This is a genomic window from Rhizobium sp. PRIMUS64, from assembly GCF_023006465.1.
GTDB classification, from domain to species: domain Bacteria; phylum Pseudomonadota; class Alphaproteobacteria; order Rhizobiales; family Rhizobiaceae; genus Rhizobium; species Rhizobium leguminosarum.
Genome location: NZ_JALBGX010000058.1, coordinates 25,842 through 41,087, shown reverse-complemented (window position 1 = coordinate 41,087; position 15,246 = coordinate 25,842). Strand labels below are relative to the sequence as shown.

The 15,246-nt window shown below is 60.2% G+C and carries 17 protein-coding genes; 10 read left to right on the top strand and 7 right to left on the bottom strand.

Translation table 11 applies throughout. The features are described from left to right. Positions 1 to 672: 672 nt before the first annotated feature. A complete protein-coding gene (locus MOV76_RS21860) occupies positions 673 to 840 on the top strand; it encodes a hypothetical protein (RefSeq protein WP_165505704.1) in 168 nt (55 codons plus the stop codon). A gap of 321 nt (positions 841 to 1,161) precedes the next feature. On the opposite strand, the gene MOV76_RS21855 is transcribed toward MOV76_RS21860, so the two are convergent. Then, positions 1,162 to 1,329, bottom strand: a complete 168-nt coding sequence (locus MOV76_RS21855; RefSeq protein WP_164903098.1) for a hypothetical protein — start codon at positions 1,327 to 1,329, stop codon at positions 1,162 to 1,164. Between the two features lie 338 nt (positions 1,330 to 1,667). Continuing rightward, positions 1,668 to 1,991, bottom strand: coding sequence for a DUF736 family protein (locus tag MOV76_RS21850; protein WP_131606896.1), 324 nt, complete (start codon positions 1,989 to 1,991; stop codon positions 1,668 to 1,670). Positions 1,992 to 2,436: 445 nt separating this feature from the next. On the opposite strand from MOV76_RS21850, the gene MOV76_RS21845 reads away from it, so the two are divergent. Together MOV76_RS21845 and MOV76_RS21840 are read left to right on the top strand one after the other, a co-directional pair. Beyond that, positions 2,437 to 3,012: a WGR domain-containing protein gene (locus tag MOV76_RS21845; RefSeq protein ID WP_246726401.1), complete on the top strand. Its 576-nt coding sequence runs from the start codon at positions 2,437 to 2,439 to the stop codon at positions 3,010 to 3,012. Then, positions 3,009 to 3,932: a nucleotidyltransferase and HEPN domain-containing protein gene (locus MOV76_RS21840; protein WP_168299735.1), complete on the top strand. Its 924-nt coding sequence runs from the start codon at positions 3,009 to 3,011 to the stop codon at positions 3,930 to 3,932. Before MOV76_RS21845 ends, MOV76_RS21840 begins: the two co-directional genes overlap by 4 nt. A 251-nt stretch (positions 3,933 to 4,183) precedes the next feature. On the opposite strand, the gene MOV76_RS21835 is transcribed toward MOV76_RS21840, so the two are convergent. Further along, positions 4,184 to 4,999, bottom strand: a complete 816-nt coding sequence (locus tag MOV76_RS21835) for an endonuclease/exonuclease/phosphatase family protein (RefSeq protein ID WP_182565577.1) — start codon at positions 4,997 to 4,999, stop codon at positions 4,184 to 4,186. 89 nt (positions 5,000 to 5,088) lie between these two features. Beyond that, positions 5,089 to 6,552, bottom strand: coding sequence for a phosphatidylserine/phosphatidylglycerophosphate/cardiolipin synthase family protein (locus MOV76_RS21830; protein ID WP_182565632.1), 1,464 nt, complete (start codon positions 6,550 to 6,552; stop codon positions 5,089 to 5,091). A 212-nt stretch (positions 6,553 to 6,764) separates the two neighbouring features. Between MOV76_RS21830 and MOV76_RS21825 the strand changes: the two genes are divergently transcribed. The 4 genes from MOV76_RS21825 (at position 6,765) to MOV76_RS21810 (ending at position 11,229) form a co-directional block, all read left to right on the top strand. Beyond that, on the top strand, positions 6,765 to 7,406 hold the full coding sequence (locus MOV76_RS21825) for a UdgX family uracil-DNA binding protein (protein ID WP_020493448.1): 642 nt from the start codon (positions 6,765 to 6,767) through the stop codon (positions 7,404 to 7,406). Positions 7,407 to 7,549: 143 nt separating this feature from the next. Next, complete coding sequence (locus MOV76_RS21820; protein WP_026188763.1) at positions 7,550 to 7,804, top strand: DUF2934 domain-containing protein; 255 nt, start codon at positions 7,550 to 7,552, stop codon at positions 7,802 to 7,804. A gap of 318 nt (positions 7,805 to 8,122) precedes the next feature. Then, the gene (locus MOV76_RS21815) at positions 8,123 to 8,296 is read left to right on the top strand and encodes a hypothetical protein (RefSeq protein ID WP_003548963.1); all 174 of its coding nucleotides are present in this window, start codon (positions 8,123 to 8,125) and stop codon (positions 8,294 to 8,296) included. 215 nt (positions 8,297 to 8,511) lie between these two features. Next, the gene (locus tag MOV76_RS21810; protein WP_247265266.1) at positions 8,512 to 11,229 is read left to right on the top strand and encodes a response regulator; all 2,718 of its coding nucleotides are present in this window, start codon (positions 8,512 to 8,514) and stop codon (positions 11,227 to 11,229) included. Between the two features lie 99 nt (positions 11,230 to 11,328). Here MOV76_RS21810 and MOV76_RS21805 read toward each other — a convergent pair whose 3' ends face one another. Further along, positions 11,329 to 11,697 (bottom strand): hypothetical protein, encoded by a 369-nt coding sequence (locus MOV76_RS21805; protein ID WP_247265265.1) that lies wholly within the window; start codon positions 11,695 to 11,697, stop codon positions 11,329 to 11,331. Positions 11,698 to 11,860: 163 nt separating this feature from the next. On the opposite strand from MOV76_RS21805, the gene MOV76_RS21800 reads away from it, so the two are divergent. The 3 genes from MOV76_RS21800 to MOV76_RS21790 are packed head-to-tail and all read left to right on the top strand — an operon-like array spanning position 11,861 to position 13,258. After that, entirely contained in the window at positions 11,861 to 12,175 is a 315-nt protein-coding gene (locus MOV76_RS21800) for a plasmid stabilization protein (RefSeq protein ID WP_115156808.1), read from the top strand. Positions 12,176 to 12,235: 60 nt separating this feature from the next. Further along, the gene (locus MOV76_RS21795; protein WP_115156809.1) at positions 12,236 to 12,526 is read left to right on the top strand and encodes a DUF3175 domain-containing protein; all 291 of its coding nucleotides are present in this window, start codon (positions 12,236 to 12,238) and stop codon (positions 12,524 to 12,526) included. A 6-nt stretch (positions 12,527 to 12,532) separates the two neighbouring features. After that, complete coding sequence (locus MOV76_RS21790; protein ID WP_115156810.1) at positions 12,533 to 13,258, top strand: glutathione S-transferase; 726 nt, start codon at positions 12,533 to 12,535, stop codon at positions 13,256 to 13,258. Positions 13,259 to 13,355: 97 nt separating this feature from the next. On the opposite strand, the gene ligD is transcribed toward MOV76_RS21790, so the two are convergent. After that, complete coding sequence (gene ligD / locus MOV76_RS21785) at positions 13,356 to 14,234, bottom strand: non-homologous end-joining DNA ligase (RefSeq protein WP_115156811.1); 879 nt, start codon at positions 14,232 to 14,234, stop codon at positions 13,356 to 13,358. Beyond that, positions 14,231 to 15,238 (bottom strand): DNA topoisomerase IB, encoded by a 1,008-nt coding sequence (locus MOV76_RS21780; protein ID WP_115156812.1) that lies wholly within the window; start codon positions 15,236 to 15,238, stop codon positions 14,231 to 14,233. The genes ligD and MOV76_RS21780 overlap by 4 nt, the downstream gene beginning before the upstream one ends. Positions 15,239 to 15,246: the final 8 nt, after the last annotated feature.

The following is a 15,246-nucleotide window of genomic DNA, read 5'->3' as shown; positions in this document are numbered from 1 at the left end:
GCTCTGACGAACATGATCGCCACTGTCGTCTCCACCTCACCCGAGCACGTCGCGACAGCGACGTATATTGCGCCCTCAAACCAATCGGAACGCAGGGCCGATGCCGCTTTTGCCGCTGCAGGTTAACGTATTTTACTACTTTATTCTAGTTAGTATGTTGGCTGGCATCGCTCATCGAAAACAAAAGGAACAGTAGGATGGTGAGGTCTTCCATGGTCAGGGTGAAGGCTTCTCGCGCCATCTAAGCTGGGGCAACCGAAACGGTCGAACGCGGGAAAGCGGGCGCGTCAGATTGCAGCGTCGACCGCTGATCGGGCCGCACGACTACCCAGTCGAAAATATTGGGTCGAGCAGATCATCACCCAGGATCTTAGTCGATCGCTACGCATGAGCGGACTACGTCTGGCAAAAAGATACTGATGGTTTTGCTTGGGTCTAGCCGGAAGGCTAACTGCACCGGCAGTCGAGCACACCACGGTCTGGAGGGGAAGCGCCAGGAGTCGGGACGCTGCTTATGGCAGCTTGTCATCAACTGCTCCTCGGCCATAAACGACACGGGCGGCATCAACCGGAATTCCGGTTTGCTGCCGGATGCCCTTTGTTGACTTCGACGACGACGCCAGTGTCCGCGGTCAGCGTGGTGATTCAGTCGCCGCAGTTGACGCAATATTCATGCGTATCGAAATCGATCTCGAGACCGTCCAGCAGATTGATGCTGAAGCGCCTGATCTCTTTCTCGCCGGCTGGATGATCGTGAAGCTCTTGCGAAGCGGTTTCAGAGACGACGAGCCGAAGCAGCAAGCTTGGTATAGGGCATCAGGCTTAGATCGGTTGTCATAATGTGACATCCTTCGTTGATGGCGGAGATTGGCCACTCCGTTGCAGAGAGGGTCAAGGACCGCGGACGCGGCTCGCAAGCGGGAGAACCCATTTTTCTAAGAAGCGCAGCTGCGGAAAAATGCGGAGAGCCCGGGCCGTCCTTGACGCCGGATTTGCTGGAGTAGAATAGGACGCCAGAGAGAGAAGAGACCCGCGTCCCTGAAGGGAACGCGACCCTATCCGGCGCGAGGTGGCGGGAGTGTCGAGGGGTGGAAACCCCTGACAGCCTGGCGGCCGGTCGATCTGGCCGGTCAGGCTCATGGACACGGCGATAAGCCTCCGTCAGAACGGAGGCTCGACGTCGATGCGGCCATCCTGTTCGGCCTCGATGATTTCCCGCTCGGCCAGTGCCAGTTCGAGTTCGCTCTCGATCTGCCGGCGCTCGACAGGATCGGCATTCCCGAGTTCTGCGCGCAGCAGCTCGATGACTTCGTCGATGCAAATGGTCATTGTCGTCTCCTTGACGTTGTGAAAGACGAGCGTCCCGGTCATGGCGGGATGGAGGGGTCAAGGATCGCGTCAGCGACCGGCGAAGCCGGCGAGTGGGGGAGCCGATTTTGTCGGAGTGGAGGGAACCGCAGCGGAGGCAAAATTGGGGGAACCACGAAGTGCTTGAGGCATTTATGCCGCCATGGCACCCTCGGATCGACTGAGCAGACTTTCCCTCTCCGTATGGCACCAGAATAGCCGTCAATGGGCTCGACGCCCTTGACGGCTCGAACAACAACAAGGCTCGCGGCAGAGACACGCTCGGAGCCGGCCCCGCTTTCGGGGCCGGCCTGTAGGCCTCAGGCGGGGCTGTTCCAGAGGATAACCTTCCGGTTCGGCTCGCCGCCGGGGGCTTGTGCGAGATTGCCGAAGATTACGCCGATCTCCGGAGCCTCCAGCTTGACCGAGAGGTATTCCTCGCCGGTCAGGCGAGCGATGCGGTTCCAGCCCGCGCCGATCTCGAAGCCGGTCTTACGGTGGATGATGCGGTAGTCGGGTGCTTCATCGTTCGCCTTGCTGGCGTTCGGGACGATGGCGATCGGGGCGTTGACCCGGATGGTGGCGAAGATGCCTTCGAGGGTGCCGTCGCTCTTTGCGGTGAGGGTTGCGATCGTGGTGGCCATGGTATTGTCTCCTTCGGTTGCTCGGGACCATTCCCGATGGCGCCCGAAGAAGGGGCCGAGCCGCAGGCGTCACCGGAGCGCAGCGCAGGGGAACCCCTTGCGGGTTGACGCTGATGGCGGCCGGTCCCTTAGAAAGGCGGCATGGTGAACGGGAATAGTCCTGAACAGCGACCGTAAACGGAGACAGCAATCCATGGCTATCCGATTGCCGTCTCGTGCGGGAGCCCTGCCCCGGATGTCCACACGAGCTGGATGGGTCTTCCTTCCGCGTATCTGCGTCGGGCAGCAAGCCATCTCGCGCGCGACAGCCGGCTGCGATCGGTAAGATCGGTTCTCTCATCGCCATCGTCGGCAAGAGCTCTTCACAGGGTGTTGAAGAAACCGTCAGGCGGTAGCGTGCATCAAGAACATGAATCGATCCGCCACGACCGATTCAGGAAACTCGTTGGACGGCCAATTGGTGAGCGCGCATGATCCGATCATGGATACAACGGCTGACATTATGCTGCTCTATCGGATCGATCCGTCCCGAAATATGGCGCGTTTCTATCGTCTGTCGATCCAGCCGACGTTGCTCGGAGGCAGCTCTCTCGTGCGCAATTGGGGCCAGATCGGTACCGATGGCCGGCTAATTGTGGAACTGTACGATATGCCCGAAGAGGCTGATACTGCCTTTGAGCGCGTGATCGGCCGCAAGCTACGTCGGAGCTATCGGTACGACGGTGCACCATGCTGCGCCCAGGAGATCGTCACGCCGAAAGGTGCGAAGACTGCTTCAGCAGGTTTCGAAGCTACGGCGACGGCGACGCCGGCGGAATGGAGCCCTGTCCGGACGATATGCTCCCAGCGGGCCTGGAAATTCCTGAGAGTAAACCAGGGCAGCCCCAGTGCCTCGGCGAACCTTAAGCCTGCGTCGGCAGGGCCGACTAAAGTGCACTTATTCCGACGCAAACCTAGGGTCGTACAATGTGAAATCTGCGGCTGGACGGTGCAGGATCTTTCGCCTATCGATTGCTCATGAAGTCGTCGCTCGATCATATGCCGCTTCGCAAGCAGCGAGAAATAGGCCGGGTTCTCGAAATCCTCCACGAGGAGTTCGAGGATGCGCTGAAGGAAGGCACGGCCGATTTCAAGAAGCGCGGCAGGATCTTGAAGATCATCCTCTTCGGCTCCTACGCCAAGGGTGGATGGGTCGATGAACCTTTTACCATGAAAGGTTATCGGTCGGATTTCGATCTCTTGATCATCGTCAACAACCGCAAGCTCTGCGAGTTCGCCGAATATTGGCACAAGGCGGCAGAACGGCTGATCCACGAGGCCTCGATCGAAACGCCGGTGAGCTTCATCGTCCACTCCAGGCGGGAGGTGAACACCTATCTCAAGGAAGGACAGTATTTTTTCTCCGACATCCGCAAGGAAGGTATCGTTCTCTACGAACTGGACGATGAGCCGCTGGCCGAGCCGGAGCCCCTTTCGCCGGCCGATCGGTTTCGGTTAGCGAGAGACCACTTTGAACATCGGTTCAGGAGTGCCTCGAAGCTCCACAAGGTATCGATGTTCTGCCTGAGCGAGAAGGACTACAACGAAGCCGCGTTCATTATGCATCAATCGCTCGAACAAGCCTATTCCTGCGTCCTGCTAACCCTAACAAACTACGGCCCGCCTTCTCACAACATCAAATTCCTCCGTTCCCTTGCCGAAGAACAGGATCGGCGATTGGCCGAAGCTTTTCCTCGCGATCAGCATCGTGAGCGCGCCTGGTTCAACACACTGAACGAGGCCTATGTGAAGGCGCGCTACTCCAAACATTACGAGATCAGTGAGGAGGCTCTTGGCTGGCTTGCAGAGAAAACCGCTTTGCTGCTTGAGCTGGTCAAGACGGCGTGCGCCGAGCATCTGGAGACACTTGAGCGGATCAGTGGCAACGATGTCGAAACGTGAGTCGGCACTACGATTTCCCACGCTCGCCTTGGAGCCGGCTTTTCCCCTTCGGAGACCTATCAGGGCTGAATAGTGGCGCGCACCGTGACCAAGCGAGGATTCTAATAAGCCTGGCTGAATTCATCCGAGATGGCTGGTGGTTTGGAACTTTGAAACGGTCGGAAGACCAGCCGAAGCCGGACAGGCAACGGGGCTAAGCTTATCACAGACCGGCGCAAGGTTATTGGAGTAGGATAAGTCTCCGACCGGCTTTAACCGCCCACCGGTTCCAGATCGACCAGCGCCTTGATCGGCAGGTGATCGGAGGCGATGCGCGCAAGCGGCGTATCATGCGCTTCCACCTGCGAGATAATCCCCTTGCGGTTGGCGATGATCCGGTCGAGCGCCAGAAGCGGCAGGCCGGCCGGAAAACTCGGGACAGCGGGCGGCAGCGGTCCGAAGGCGGATTGGAAGGTATTGAGCGAAGACCGGTCGCCGAGCCGCCATTCGTTGAGGTCGCCGAGCAGGATGGTCGGCATCTCGTGCCTGTCGTTGATGAGTTCGACCAGGGTGCGAGCCTGCTGGGCTCTGCTATGGCGCAGCAATCCGAAATGCGCGGCAATGATGCGCAGCACCCCGCCCTGCTCGAGTTCGATTTCGGCAACCAGCGCGCCGCGCGGCTCCAGCCCCGGCAGCTTGACCAGATGCACGTCGTGCACCAGTCCCTTCTTGAAGAGCACGACGTTGCCGTGCCAGCCATGCGCCTTCGCCATGCCGGCCACCGGCACCGGGATCAGCCCCGTCTCCCGCTCCAGCCGGCCGAGATCGAGAATGCCGGTGCGTTCGCCAAAGCGCGTATCGGCCTCCTGCAGCGCGATCACGTCGGCGCCGATTTCATGGATCACCCGGCTGGTGCGCTCCGGATCGAAGCGGCGGTCGGTGCCGATGCACTTATGCACGTTGTAGGAGGCAATGAGCGTTCCGGCACTGCGCGGCCTTGCCTCGGTATAGGCTGCATCGAGCCGCTTTTTCCTGCTCCTGATCGAGGCGAGAATGCTGGCGGGAAGGCTGTCTTTTCTGGCGTGCATCGGCAGGCGCACTTGTTCCGTTGATCGAAAAGGCTTGTCTCAGCAGTATAGGCAGCCAAGTCGAACTTGCCACGTCCGATCACAAAAAATCAGAGATAGGGCGACCCTAGCCATAGCACCTTCTCGAGCAGCCGCACCGCGAAGGGTCGCGCCTGCAGCCCCTCAAGCGTCACCGGCGTTGCCGATCTCAAGGTTTCCTCGATATGCTCGTCGATCTCGCCGGCGAAGCCCTCATTCAGCACTTCGAGATCGACCTCGAAATTCAGCCGCAGCGAACGCGGGTCGAGATTGGAAGAGCCGACATAGGCCCAGGTGCCGTCGATCGTCAGCAGCTTCGAATGGCTGAAACTGCCGGTGGACCGCCAGATGCGGCAATAATTCTTGAGGATTTGATCGAATTGCCCCGTCATCGCCCGGTCGACCAGCACGAGGTTGTTGACCGCAGGCACGACGATATCGACTTCGACGCCGCGCCGCGCCGCCGTCACCAGCGCACTGATGAGTTCGCGGTCCGGCAGGAAATAGGGCGACATGATGCGGATCGATTGGCGCGCCACGGAAAAAGCGCCCATCAGCATCTTGTGGTTGGTCTCGACGCTGCGGTCCGGGCCGGAGGCGACGACACGCATTAAGATGGGATCACCGGGGCTGCGCTCTGGCGGTTCGATGTGCCAGGGCTCGTCGTTCAACAACTCCTGTGTGGAGAAGCGCCAGTCTTCGGCGGCGAGGTCGAAAAGGTCGGCAACGACAGGGCCGGTGACGCTGAAATGCGTGTCGTGGGCAAAGCTCTCGCCTGTTGCCTCCTCGCTGAAGCCTGCCCTGATGTTCATTCCGCCCGTCAGCGCAATTTTCCCATCGACGATCAGGATCTTGCGGTGGGTGCGCAGATTGGCATAGGGCAGCCGCAAGCCCATGATGACGTTGCCGTTGAAGACGGCAACGGTGACGCCGCCTTCCCTGAGATGGCCGAGAATGCTCGGCACCGAATAACGCGCACCGACCGCGTCGATCAGCACCCGGACTTCCACACCGCGGCGGGCCGCCGCAATCAGCGCATCGGCGATGCGAAGACCGACAGCATCGCGGTCGAAGATATAGGTTTCGAGCAGAATGCTGCGTGTCGCCTCGTCGATATTTGATTTCATCGCCGCATAGGCCTCGTCGCCGGTCTCCAGCACATCGATCGTATTGCCTGTCGTCAGCGGATTGCGCGTCACCCGGTCGCCCAGCGTCTGCAGCGCCGCAAAGCGGCGGCCGAACTGGCTGATCACCGTCTCGGCCTCGGCATCGAATGTCTCCAGTTCGTCGAATTCGGCAGCAAGCAGCAGCGCGTCGCGCCGGACGCTCAGCGATTTGCGGCGGATGCGGTTGATGCCGGCAATTGCATAGAGCAGCGCACCGATGATCGGAGACAGAATGATGACGCCGACCCAGCCGATCGCCGCGCGCACCTCCTCCTTGGTCATGGCGGCATGGATCGCCGCCGCGGCCCCCATGGCGATCGAAACGACAAAGAGGATATGCGGCCAGTAGGTTGATAGGAGATAGAACATCGCAGGCGAATATAGCCGCGAAATGGCGACGTTCAATCACGCCGCCGCTCTCCCATGACGCGAAATTTCTTACCGTGATCATTTTGCCGGCCCGGGATCGATCGCGAAAAGTTCAGGAAGGGGCCTGCGATTTCGAAAGCGCGCGGCCCATTCCCGAACGGGAACAATGCCGGCACAGATGGATTGATCCCGAGGAAATGAGGATCGCCATCATGAACATCGCCGCAAGTGTCGGCCCTGCCTTGGCGCTCGAAGTCGCGGATGCCGCAAGCATTGCCGAACTCCGGCATCAGGCGGAAGGCTGCACCCGTTGTGATCTCTATAGGAATGCCACGCAAATCGTCTTCGGCGAAGGTTCTGTGAAAGCCGAGATCGTCCTCATCGGAGAGCAGCCGGGCGATCAGGAGGATCTGACCGGCAGGCCCTTCGTCGGTCCCGCCGGCCAACTGCTCGATCGCTGCCTGGAAGAGGCCGGTCTCGACCGGCAGCGCTGCTACGTCACCAATGCCGTCAAGCACTTCAAGTTCACGCCGCGCGGCAAACGGCGGCTGCATTCAAAACCGAATGCCGGCGAGATCAGGCGTTGCGCCTGGTGGCTCGGCGCCGAACTCAACATCCTGCAGCCGAAACTTATCGTGACGCTCGGCGCAAGCGCACTTTATGCGGTGCTCGGGCCAAAGGCGAAGCTGACGCCGCAGCGCGGCCATATCCTGCATCCGACAAACCGTCCACCCGTTCTGGTCACCATCCACCCCTCCTATCTCTTGCGCATCCGCGACGAGGCGGAGCGGCGCCGGCAGCGCCGGGATTTCGTGTCAGATCTGCACAAGGCGGGGGAGTTTCGGCCCCAATGAAAGGTCGATTCTCAACCCTAATATGCTGCAACGCGAAATATTCGCGGGTGCAGCGCGATTTCGCTTGAAAGAGTTCCCCTCCTCTGGAACCATCCAAGCAGTATCGCGTTCGAACGACGGCATCATGTGACTGGAGATCAGCGATGGCAGAAACTCGGGAAGAGTGGATCAAAAAACGTGCATACGCCCTCTGGGAAGAAGAGGGCTATCCGACAGGGCGAGATTCCATCCATTGGGAACAGGCACGACACGAGCGCGACAGGCTCGAAGGTTCTGCTGCGTCTTCCGACGGCAAGGAAGTCAAGCCCAAGACGAAGCGCAGCGTGACGGGCAGCAAGACGAACGGCGTCGTGACACCGGCACCGAAACGGACTGCGAGCCGCAAGACGGCGTCCTGAACACCGAAATACCGAGCACGTCGAGAAAAAAGGGCGTCGTCGCGACGCCCTTTGGTCCCCGTTTGTCATATGCCTGAATTAGTTGTGCTTTATGGAATTTCAGAGGTGGGGCTTCCATGCGGGGGTGAACAGAGGCCGGATGACGCTGCAAGCTTTGAGGCTTCCGAAAAAAGTTGAACCTTCGTCCGATAACCGGGAACGAGAAGATATGATGACTGTTTATGGCGGGACGGGGAAGCTGCCATGAACGACGGTCATACCGAAATCCTCTTTTTAGCCAGCAACCGCGCTTCGACTGCGATCGTGTGAGGGATGGAGATGTCGCTCCTCGTCATCGCCGCGCTGCTCTACCTCGGTCTCGCGCTCGGGTTCATCCTTGTCGTCGATAACCTCGTGGGACTGGTTTTCCGCGATCCGCGCGCGCCGGTGCAGTTGGTCTCCGTCTATATCGGCCGTGCCTTCGCCGCATCGCAGAAACTCTATCGAAAATAACAGCCCGCAGGCGCCGTCCGCAGACGGCTAAAAGTGTTGAACGCCCTGGCGCATCGAGCTTTGCGCGTGCGAAAGGACGCACAAAGCTCTGGGTTAAGGATATTTCGACCGCGCCCTTTCCCTGCTATCGGAAGCCTCTATGTTGACGGTTTGGAAGGGCTGAACCCCAGGTGGCCAACACTCCGGCGCAGCGGACGACAAGGAAGCGATTTTGAATGGGAAGCGTCGGGAACGGCTGGCCGAGAGGCGGCGGCGAAATCGGCGAATTGTTACGGCATCCGGCTTTCCACGCCGTCGGTCTCGGTCCGGTCGAAAGCTGGCCCGCTTCCCTCAAACATATCGCCGAAATGGTGTTGAATTCCCGCCAGCCCAAATTCGTAGCCTGGGGTCCGGATCTCGCCTTTCTCTACAATGACGCCTACGTGCCTGTTTTCCCGCAGCGCCATCCCGACGCACTCGGAAGACCTTTCCGCGAGGTCTGGGCGGATATTTGGGAACAGTTCTCGCCGATCGTCGCCAGCACGCTCGACGGCAGTTCGCAGCTGTTCAAAGAGCTGCTCATCCCGATGCGCCGCGACGGCCGCACCGAGGACACCTGGTTCACCTTCTCATACACGCCGCTGCGCGACGATGACGGCACAGTTGCCGGCATCCTCTGTGCGGCCCTTGATGTCACCGACCAGGTGTCGGCCAAGCGCGGCGAAGAGACGGCGCTGGAAGAGCTGCGTGTGAAATCGGAGGCGCTTGCGGTCGTCAACCGGGCGGGAGCCGCCATCACCGCCGAGCCCAGTGTCGAACGCCTTACCCAGATTGTCGTCGATGCCGGCGTGACGCTGACCGGCGCGGAATTCGGCGCCTTCTTCTACAATGTCGACGATGGCGAGGGCGGCAGCTATATGCTCTATGCGCTATCCGGTGTCGATCGGAAGAACTTCGAGAAATTCCCGATGCCGCGCAACACCAAGGTCTTCGCGCCGACCTTCGACGGCGAAGGCATCGTGCGCTCCGACGACATCCTGCTCGACCCGCGCTACGGGCAGAATGCGCCACATACAGGCATGCCCAAGGGGCATCTGCCGGTCAGGAGCTATCTTGCCGTGCCGGTGAAATCACGCGACGGCAGCGTCATCGGCGGCTTGTTCTTCGGCCACGGCCAGCCCGGCCGTTTTTCCCAAGCGGCCGAGTCGAGCCTCGTCAGCCTCGCCGGCCAATCAGCCGTCGCGATCGACAATATCCGGCTCTTCCGTGCTGCCAAAGTCGAAATCGACCAGCGCCGCGGCATGGAAGATCAGCTGCGGAAACTCAATGAAATGCTCGAGGTCCGCGTCGCGGCCGAGATTGCCGAGCGTCAGCAGGCCGAAGCAGCACTCCAGCAATCGCAGAAGATGGAATCGATCGGCAAGCTTACCGGCGGCGTCGCCCATGATTTCAACAATCTGCTGCAAGTGATCTCAGGCAACCTGCAGCTTCTCGGCAAGGACGTGGCAGAGAGCGGCCGGGCCAAGGAACGCATTTCCAACGCGCTTGCCGCCGTCGAACGCGGCTCGCGGCTGGCAAGCCAACTGCTCGCCTTCGGCCGTCGCCAACCGTTGGAACCGAAGGTCGTCAATATCGGCCGTCTCGTCACCGGCATGGACGACATGCTGCGCCGCGCGCTCGGCGAGGAGATCGAAGTTGAGACCATGGTTTCCGGCGGTCTCTGGAATAGCTTTGCCGATCCCACCCAGATCGAGAACGCCCTGCTCAACCTTGCGATCAACTCCCGCGACGCGATGGATGGCGCCGGCAAGCTGACGATCGAGGTCGGCAACGCCTTCCTCGACGATTCCTACAGCCGCACCCATCCCGAAGTCACCGCCGGCCAATATGTCGTGCTGGCGGTCACCGATACCGGTTCCGGCATGATGCAGGAGGTAATAGAACAGGCATTCGAGCCCTTCTTCTCGACCAAGCCGGAAGGCAAGGGTACCGGTCTTGGCCTGTCGATGGTCTATGGCTTCGTCAAGCAGTCCGGCGGCCACGTGAAGATCTACAGCGAGATCGGCGAAGGCACGACCGTCAAGCTCTATCTGCCCCGCTCGTTCCAGAGCGAGGATCGCATCACCAATGTCGACAGTGTGCCGGCAACCGGGGGCACGGAAACCATCCTCGTCGCCGAGGATGACGAGGGTGTGCGCACGACTGTCATCGAGATGCTGACGGATCTCGGCTACCACGTGCTGAAAGCCAAGGATGCGCAAAGCGCGCTCACCGTTATCGAAAGCGGCGCCCATATCGACCTGCTCTTTACCGATGTCGTCATGCCCGGCCCATTGAGAAGCCCGGAGCTTGCGCGCATGGCGCGCGAGCGCCTGCCTGATATCGCCGTGCTCTACACATCGGGCTATACCGAAAATTCGATCGTCCATGGCGGCAGGCTCGATCCTGGTCTGGAACTGCTCTCCAAGCCCTATACGCGCGAGGAACTCGCCCGCAAGATCCGCCACGTGCTTGCCAGCCGGACGCAACGCCGCCAGGGGGTGAGCGATGCCGCAGCGCCCGTTCCCAAACCTCCCGATATCACCGGTGAAAAGTTGAAGCTGCTGCTTGTGGAAGACGACGCCTTCATCCGCATGGATACTGCCGAGATTCTCCAGGATCTCGGTTATGACGTCATCGAGGCTGATAGCGGCGAACGGGGCGTGGAAATCCTCGGACACACCATCGTCGACATCATCGTCGCCGATGTCAGCCTGCCTGGCATGTCGGGTCCGGTCTTTGCCGCCAAGGCGCGCGAGGCCTTTCCATCGGTCGGCCTGGTGTTTGCGACCGGCCACAGCAGCCTGCCGGATGCAAGCCGCCTGTCCGGCTCGGTGCTGCTGTCAAAACCGTTCAGCAGCATCGCGCTCGAACGGGCGGTAAAGACCGCCGTCCAGCAACGGCCTGTTGGCTAGAACAATTCCAGCAAAAGTGCGCAGCAGTTTTGCGTCCGGAATTGCGTGGAAAAAAGGAGGATAGAGCATTTCCGTGATTCGGAGAAAAACGGAAATGCGCTAGCCGTCGAACTCGGGAAATTTGCGCATCAGATCCACCTCGCTGGTGCAGCTGTCGTCGCGCGCCGCCAGTTCGATCGAGATCGTGTCGGCAGGATCGAGCCGGCCATCATCGTGATGACTGTCATCATCGTGATGATTGCCATCATCGTGATAGACGGGAATGCGCGCACCGCTCTGGCTGACCAGCACGGCATCCCGCTCGAAACCCCTCTGCAGCAGCCAGTCGCGCGGCGCCATCAGGCGGATGCCAACCTCGTAGGAGTGCCCCTTCCCTTGCTTGAGGCTGACGGTATAGGTGACCGGCGACACCTGGCCGTTCACGTCGATCGCGCCGTTTCCATCGCCTTTGACGATGTGTTTTCCCATGTTCTCGGCTCCTTCTCATGTGCGGCCTGTGCGCAGGCTTTCCCATCGGGAACCTGACAAAACCGGCTTTCGTTCCCGAATCCGGGCTTGCAAGCCATGCCCGCAGCCGGAACTTTTGGGCGCCGTACCGGTTCAATCCCTTTGAAAACCAGAGGAGGCTGAGATGCCGAAAGGTGACAAATCCGACTATACCGACAAGCAGAAGCGCAAAGCCGAGCACATCGAGGAAAGCTACGAAGAGCGCGGCGTCTCCGACAAGGAAGCCGAACGGCGTGCCTGGGCAACCGTCAACAAGGAAAGCGGCGGCGGCAATAAATCCGGTTCCGGCCGGGGCAAGAAGGACACGCATGAATCCTCCGAAAAGGGCGGCCGCATCGGCGGCGCGGCATCCGCCGCACGCTCGAAAGAGGATCGGTCCACCTCTGCGAAGAAGGCCGCCGCGACGCGCAAGCGCAACGAACACCATACCCACCACTGATTGGAAATAGGACAGGCGGTGACTTTGCCGCCCACCGCACCCGGCAAAAGGATTTTCGACATGGCCAAATCGCAGAAGAAATGGTCGCAGGACATTACCGAACATAGCGATGCGATGGACCTGAAGGAAGGCGTGTTCAAATCGGACGATCCGAAGAAGATTGCCCGTTCCGTCAAGCACTCCGCCGAAGAGAGCGATCGCCGCAATTCGAGCCCTTATCGCGCCGCCATGTCGATGCTGACCTTCTACATCAACCGTGCTGGCGACCAACTGACGAAAAAGCGACGCGGCACTCTTGAAAAAGCCAAGGACGAATTGCGAAAAGACTTCGGTCGTCAACCGAAGGATTGAGCAGCCATGGCATACGAGCTTTATTATTGGGACGGCATTCAAGGTCGCGGCGAATTCGTGCGGTTGGCTCTGGAAGAAGCCTGCGCCGACTATATCGATATCACCCGCCAGCCCGGGCGTGGTACCAGCGCCATGATCGACGTCATGGAGAGTGAAAGCGAACCGCATATTCCTTTTGCACCACCCTTCCTGAAGGACGGCGACCTCATCATCCCGCATGTCGCCAACATATTATTTTACCTCGGTCCGAAGCTCGGCCTTGCGCCTGAGGACGAAGGCCTTCGCCACGTCATCAACGGCCTGCAGCTGACCGTCACCGATTTCGTCGCCGAAGTGCACGATACGCACCATCCGATCGACACGTCGCTCTATTACGAGGACCAGAAGCCGGAGGCAAAAGCCCGCTCAGCCGCCTTCATCCGCGAACGCATTCCGAAATTCCTCGGCTATTTCGAGCGTGTGCTGCGGCAGAACCCGAAGGGTCGCAATCATATAGTCGGCGATGCGCTGACCTATGTCGACCTCTCGCTCTTCCAGGTGATCGAGGGGCTGACCTATGCCTTTCCGAAAGCCATGGCAAACCGCAAGGCGGAATATCCCGCGCTGCTGGCTCTGCATGATGCGGTGGCGAAACGTCCGAACATTGCCCGCTATCTCGCCTCCCCCCGCCGCCTCGCCTTCAACGAGGAAGGGATTTTCAGGCATTATCCTGAGCTCGACAGCGCGGGATGAGGCAAGAGCAATTCCAGGAAAAGTGCGAAGCGGTTTTCCCAGGCAAAGCGCGAAGCGGTTTTGCCGGGAATTGCGTAAAGCAAAAGGATAGAGCCGTTCATTCGAGTGGCACGGCCGTATCAAAGAAATTTCCCCACGGGTCCTTCGGCCGGGTCTGCAGCCGATGCGGCACGTTGCCGAGCGTAAAGGCGGCCGGACCGCTGACCTCGTCCAAATCGGGCCAATCGAGCGGCATCGAAACCGGCGCACCCGATCGTGCCCGCGTCGAATAGGCCGCGACCGCCGTGTTGCCGCGGCCGTTGCGGAGATAGTCGATGTAGATATGCCCGCCGCGTTTTGCCTTCGTCGCGGTTGCCAGATATTTCTCCGGCGCATCGGCCGACATGCTTTCGGCCAGCGAATGGGCGAAATCCTTCACCTCCGCCCAGCCGGCCTTCGGCGCAAGCGGTGTCACCACATGCAGCCCCTTGCCACCTGATGTCTTGACGAAGGCCGCCAGGCCACGGGCTTCCAGCCGCGCCTTCAATTCAAGCGCTGCTGTTATGACAGCGCTCCAGGCTACGTCCTCGCCAGGATCGAGGTCCATGGTGATCATATCGGGTTTTTCCCAATTGTCGGTCGTTACGCCCCAGGGATGAATTTCGAGCACGGCTGATTGCACCAGCGCCACGAGCCCGTTGAAATCGGCGATGCGCAGCAGCTTTTCGCCGTCCGCATCCTGCGGGTCGGCGATCTCCTCGATATGCGGATTCATGCCCTTCCAGGCATGCTTCTGAAAAAACCGTTGTTGGCTTTTTATCCCGTCCGGCAGCCGCAGCAATGCCAACGGCCGATTGACGACATAAGGCGCTATGAATGGCCAGACCGCCGCGTAATAATCCGCCAGCGCCTGCTTGGTCACGCCCTCATCCGGCCAATAGAGCCGGTCGGGATGGGTCAGCGATACATCTACTGCCGGCGGATTTCTGGGGCTCATTCTTCGATCTCGCTTGTGAGGAAATCAAGTAGCCTGTTTTCCTCGGCCCGCAAGCCCCGCAGCGGCTCGTTGCCATTCTCGATCAGCGAATGATCGTTGCCGGCGAGCGCGATGATCGCGGGATGGATATAGCTCGTGCGCGAGATCGCAGGTGTGTTGTGCAGCGCCTCGGCGGCGGCTTCCGACATCTGCTTTACCGTCGGCCGGCCGCCGCCGACAATCGTCTCGCGCGCCGCTCCGAAGGCCGCCAGCGATCCGGCCCAGGTGCGGAAGGTCTTCGCCGAAATGGGAATCCCCGATATCTCGGCCAGATAGGCGTTCAACCGGCCGGAATCGATTGGCTTCAGCGCGCCGCTTTCATCCTTCCAGACGAAGAGCTGGCGGCCGGGCAGGTCCGCTATCTCCTCCAGGATCTTCTGCAGCCTGGGATGTTTGAGACTGCGCTGGACACGCTTGCCACCCTTGGCGCGGAATTTCAGCTCTATCTGCCCGTCGACGATCTTCAGGTGGCGCTTCAGCAGCGTCGTTGCGCCATAGGTGCCGTTCTCCCTGACATAGGCCTGGTTGCCGACGCGCAAATGTGCCTCGTCAAGCAGGGTCGTCAAAGCCGCAAGCACGCCGTTGACATCCTCCGCGCCGGTGTCGAGATGGCGCAACACGGTGCGGCGTATCCGAGGCAGGGCTCGGCCGAACTCGATCAGCTGATGGAATTTTCCCGCACTTCGGAAGGATTGCCATTCCTTGTGATAGCGGTATTGCTTGCGTCCGCGCGCATCGAAGCCTGTCGCCTGCAGATGGCCGTTCTCGTAGAGGCAGATCCAGACATTTTCATAGGCCGGCGGCAGACCGAGCGCGCCGATGCGCGCCCGCTGCAATTCGTCGGCAAGCGTCGTGCCGTCGGGCATCACGTAGCTGAAGCCCTTGCCCTTCCTTCGTCTGCGGATGCCTGGTTCGGTATCGCTGACATAGACGAGACCAAGGTCGGTGATGGCTTCGGCATTCATGGTCTCTG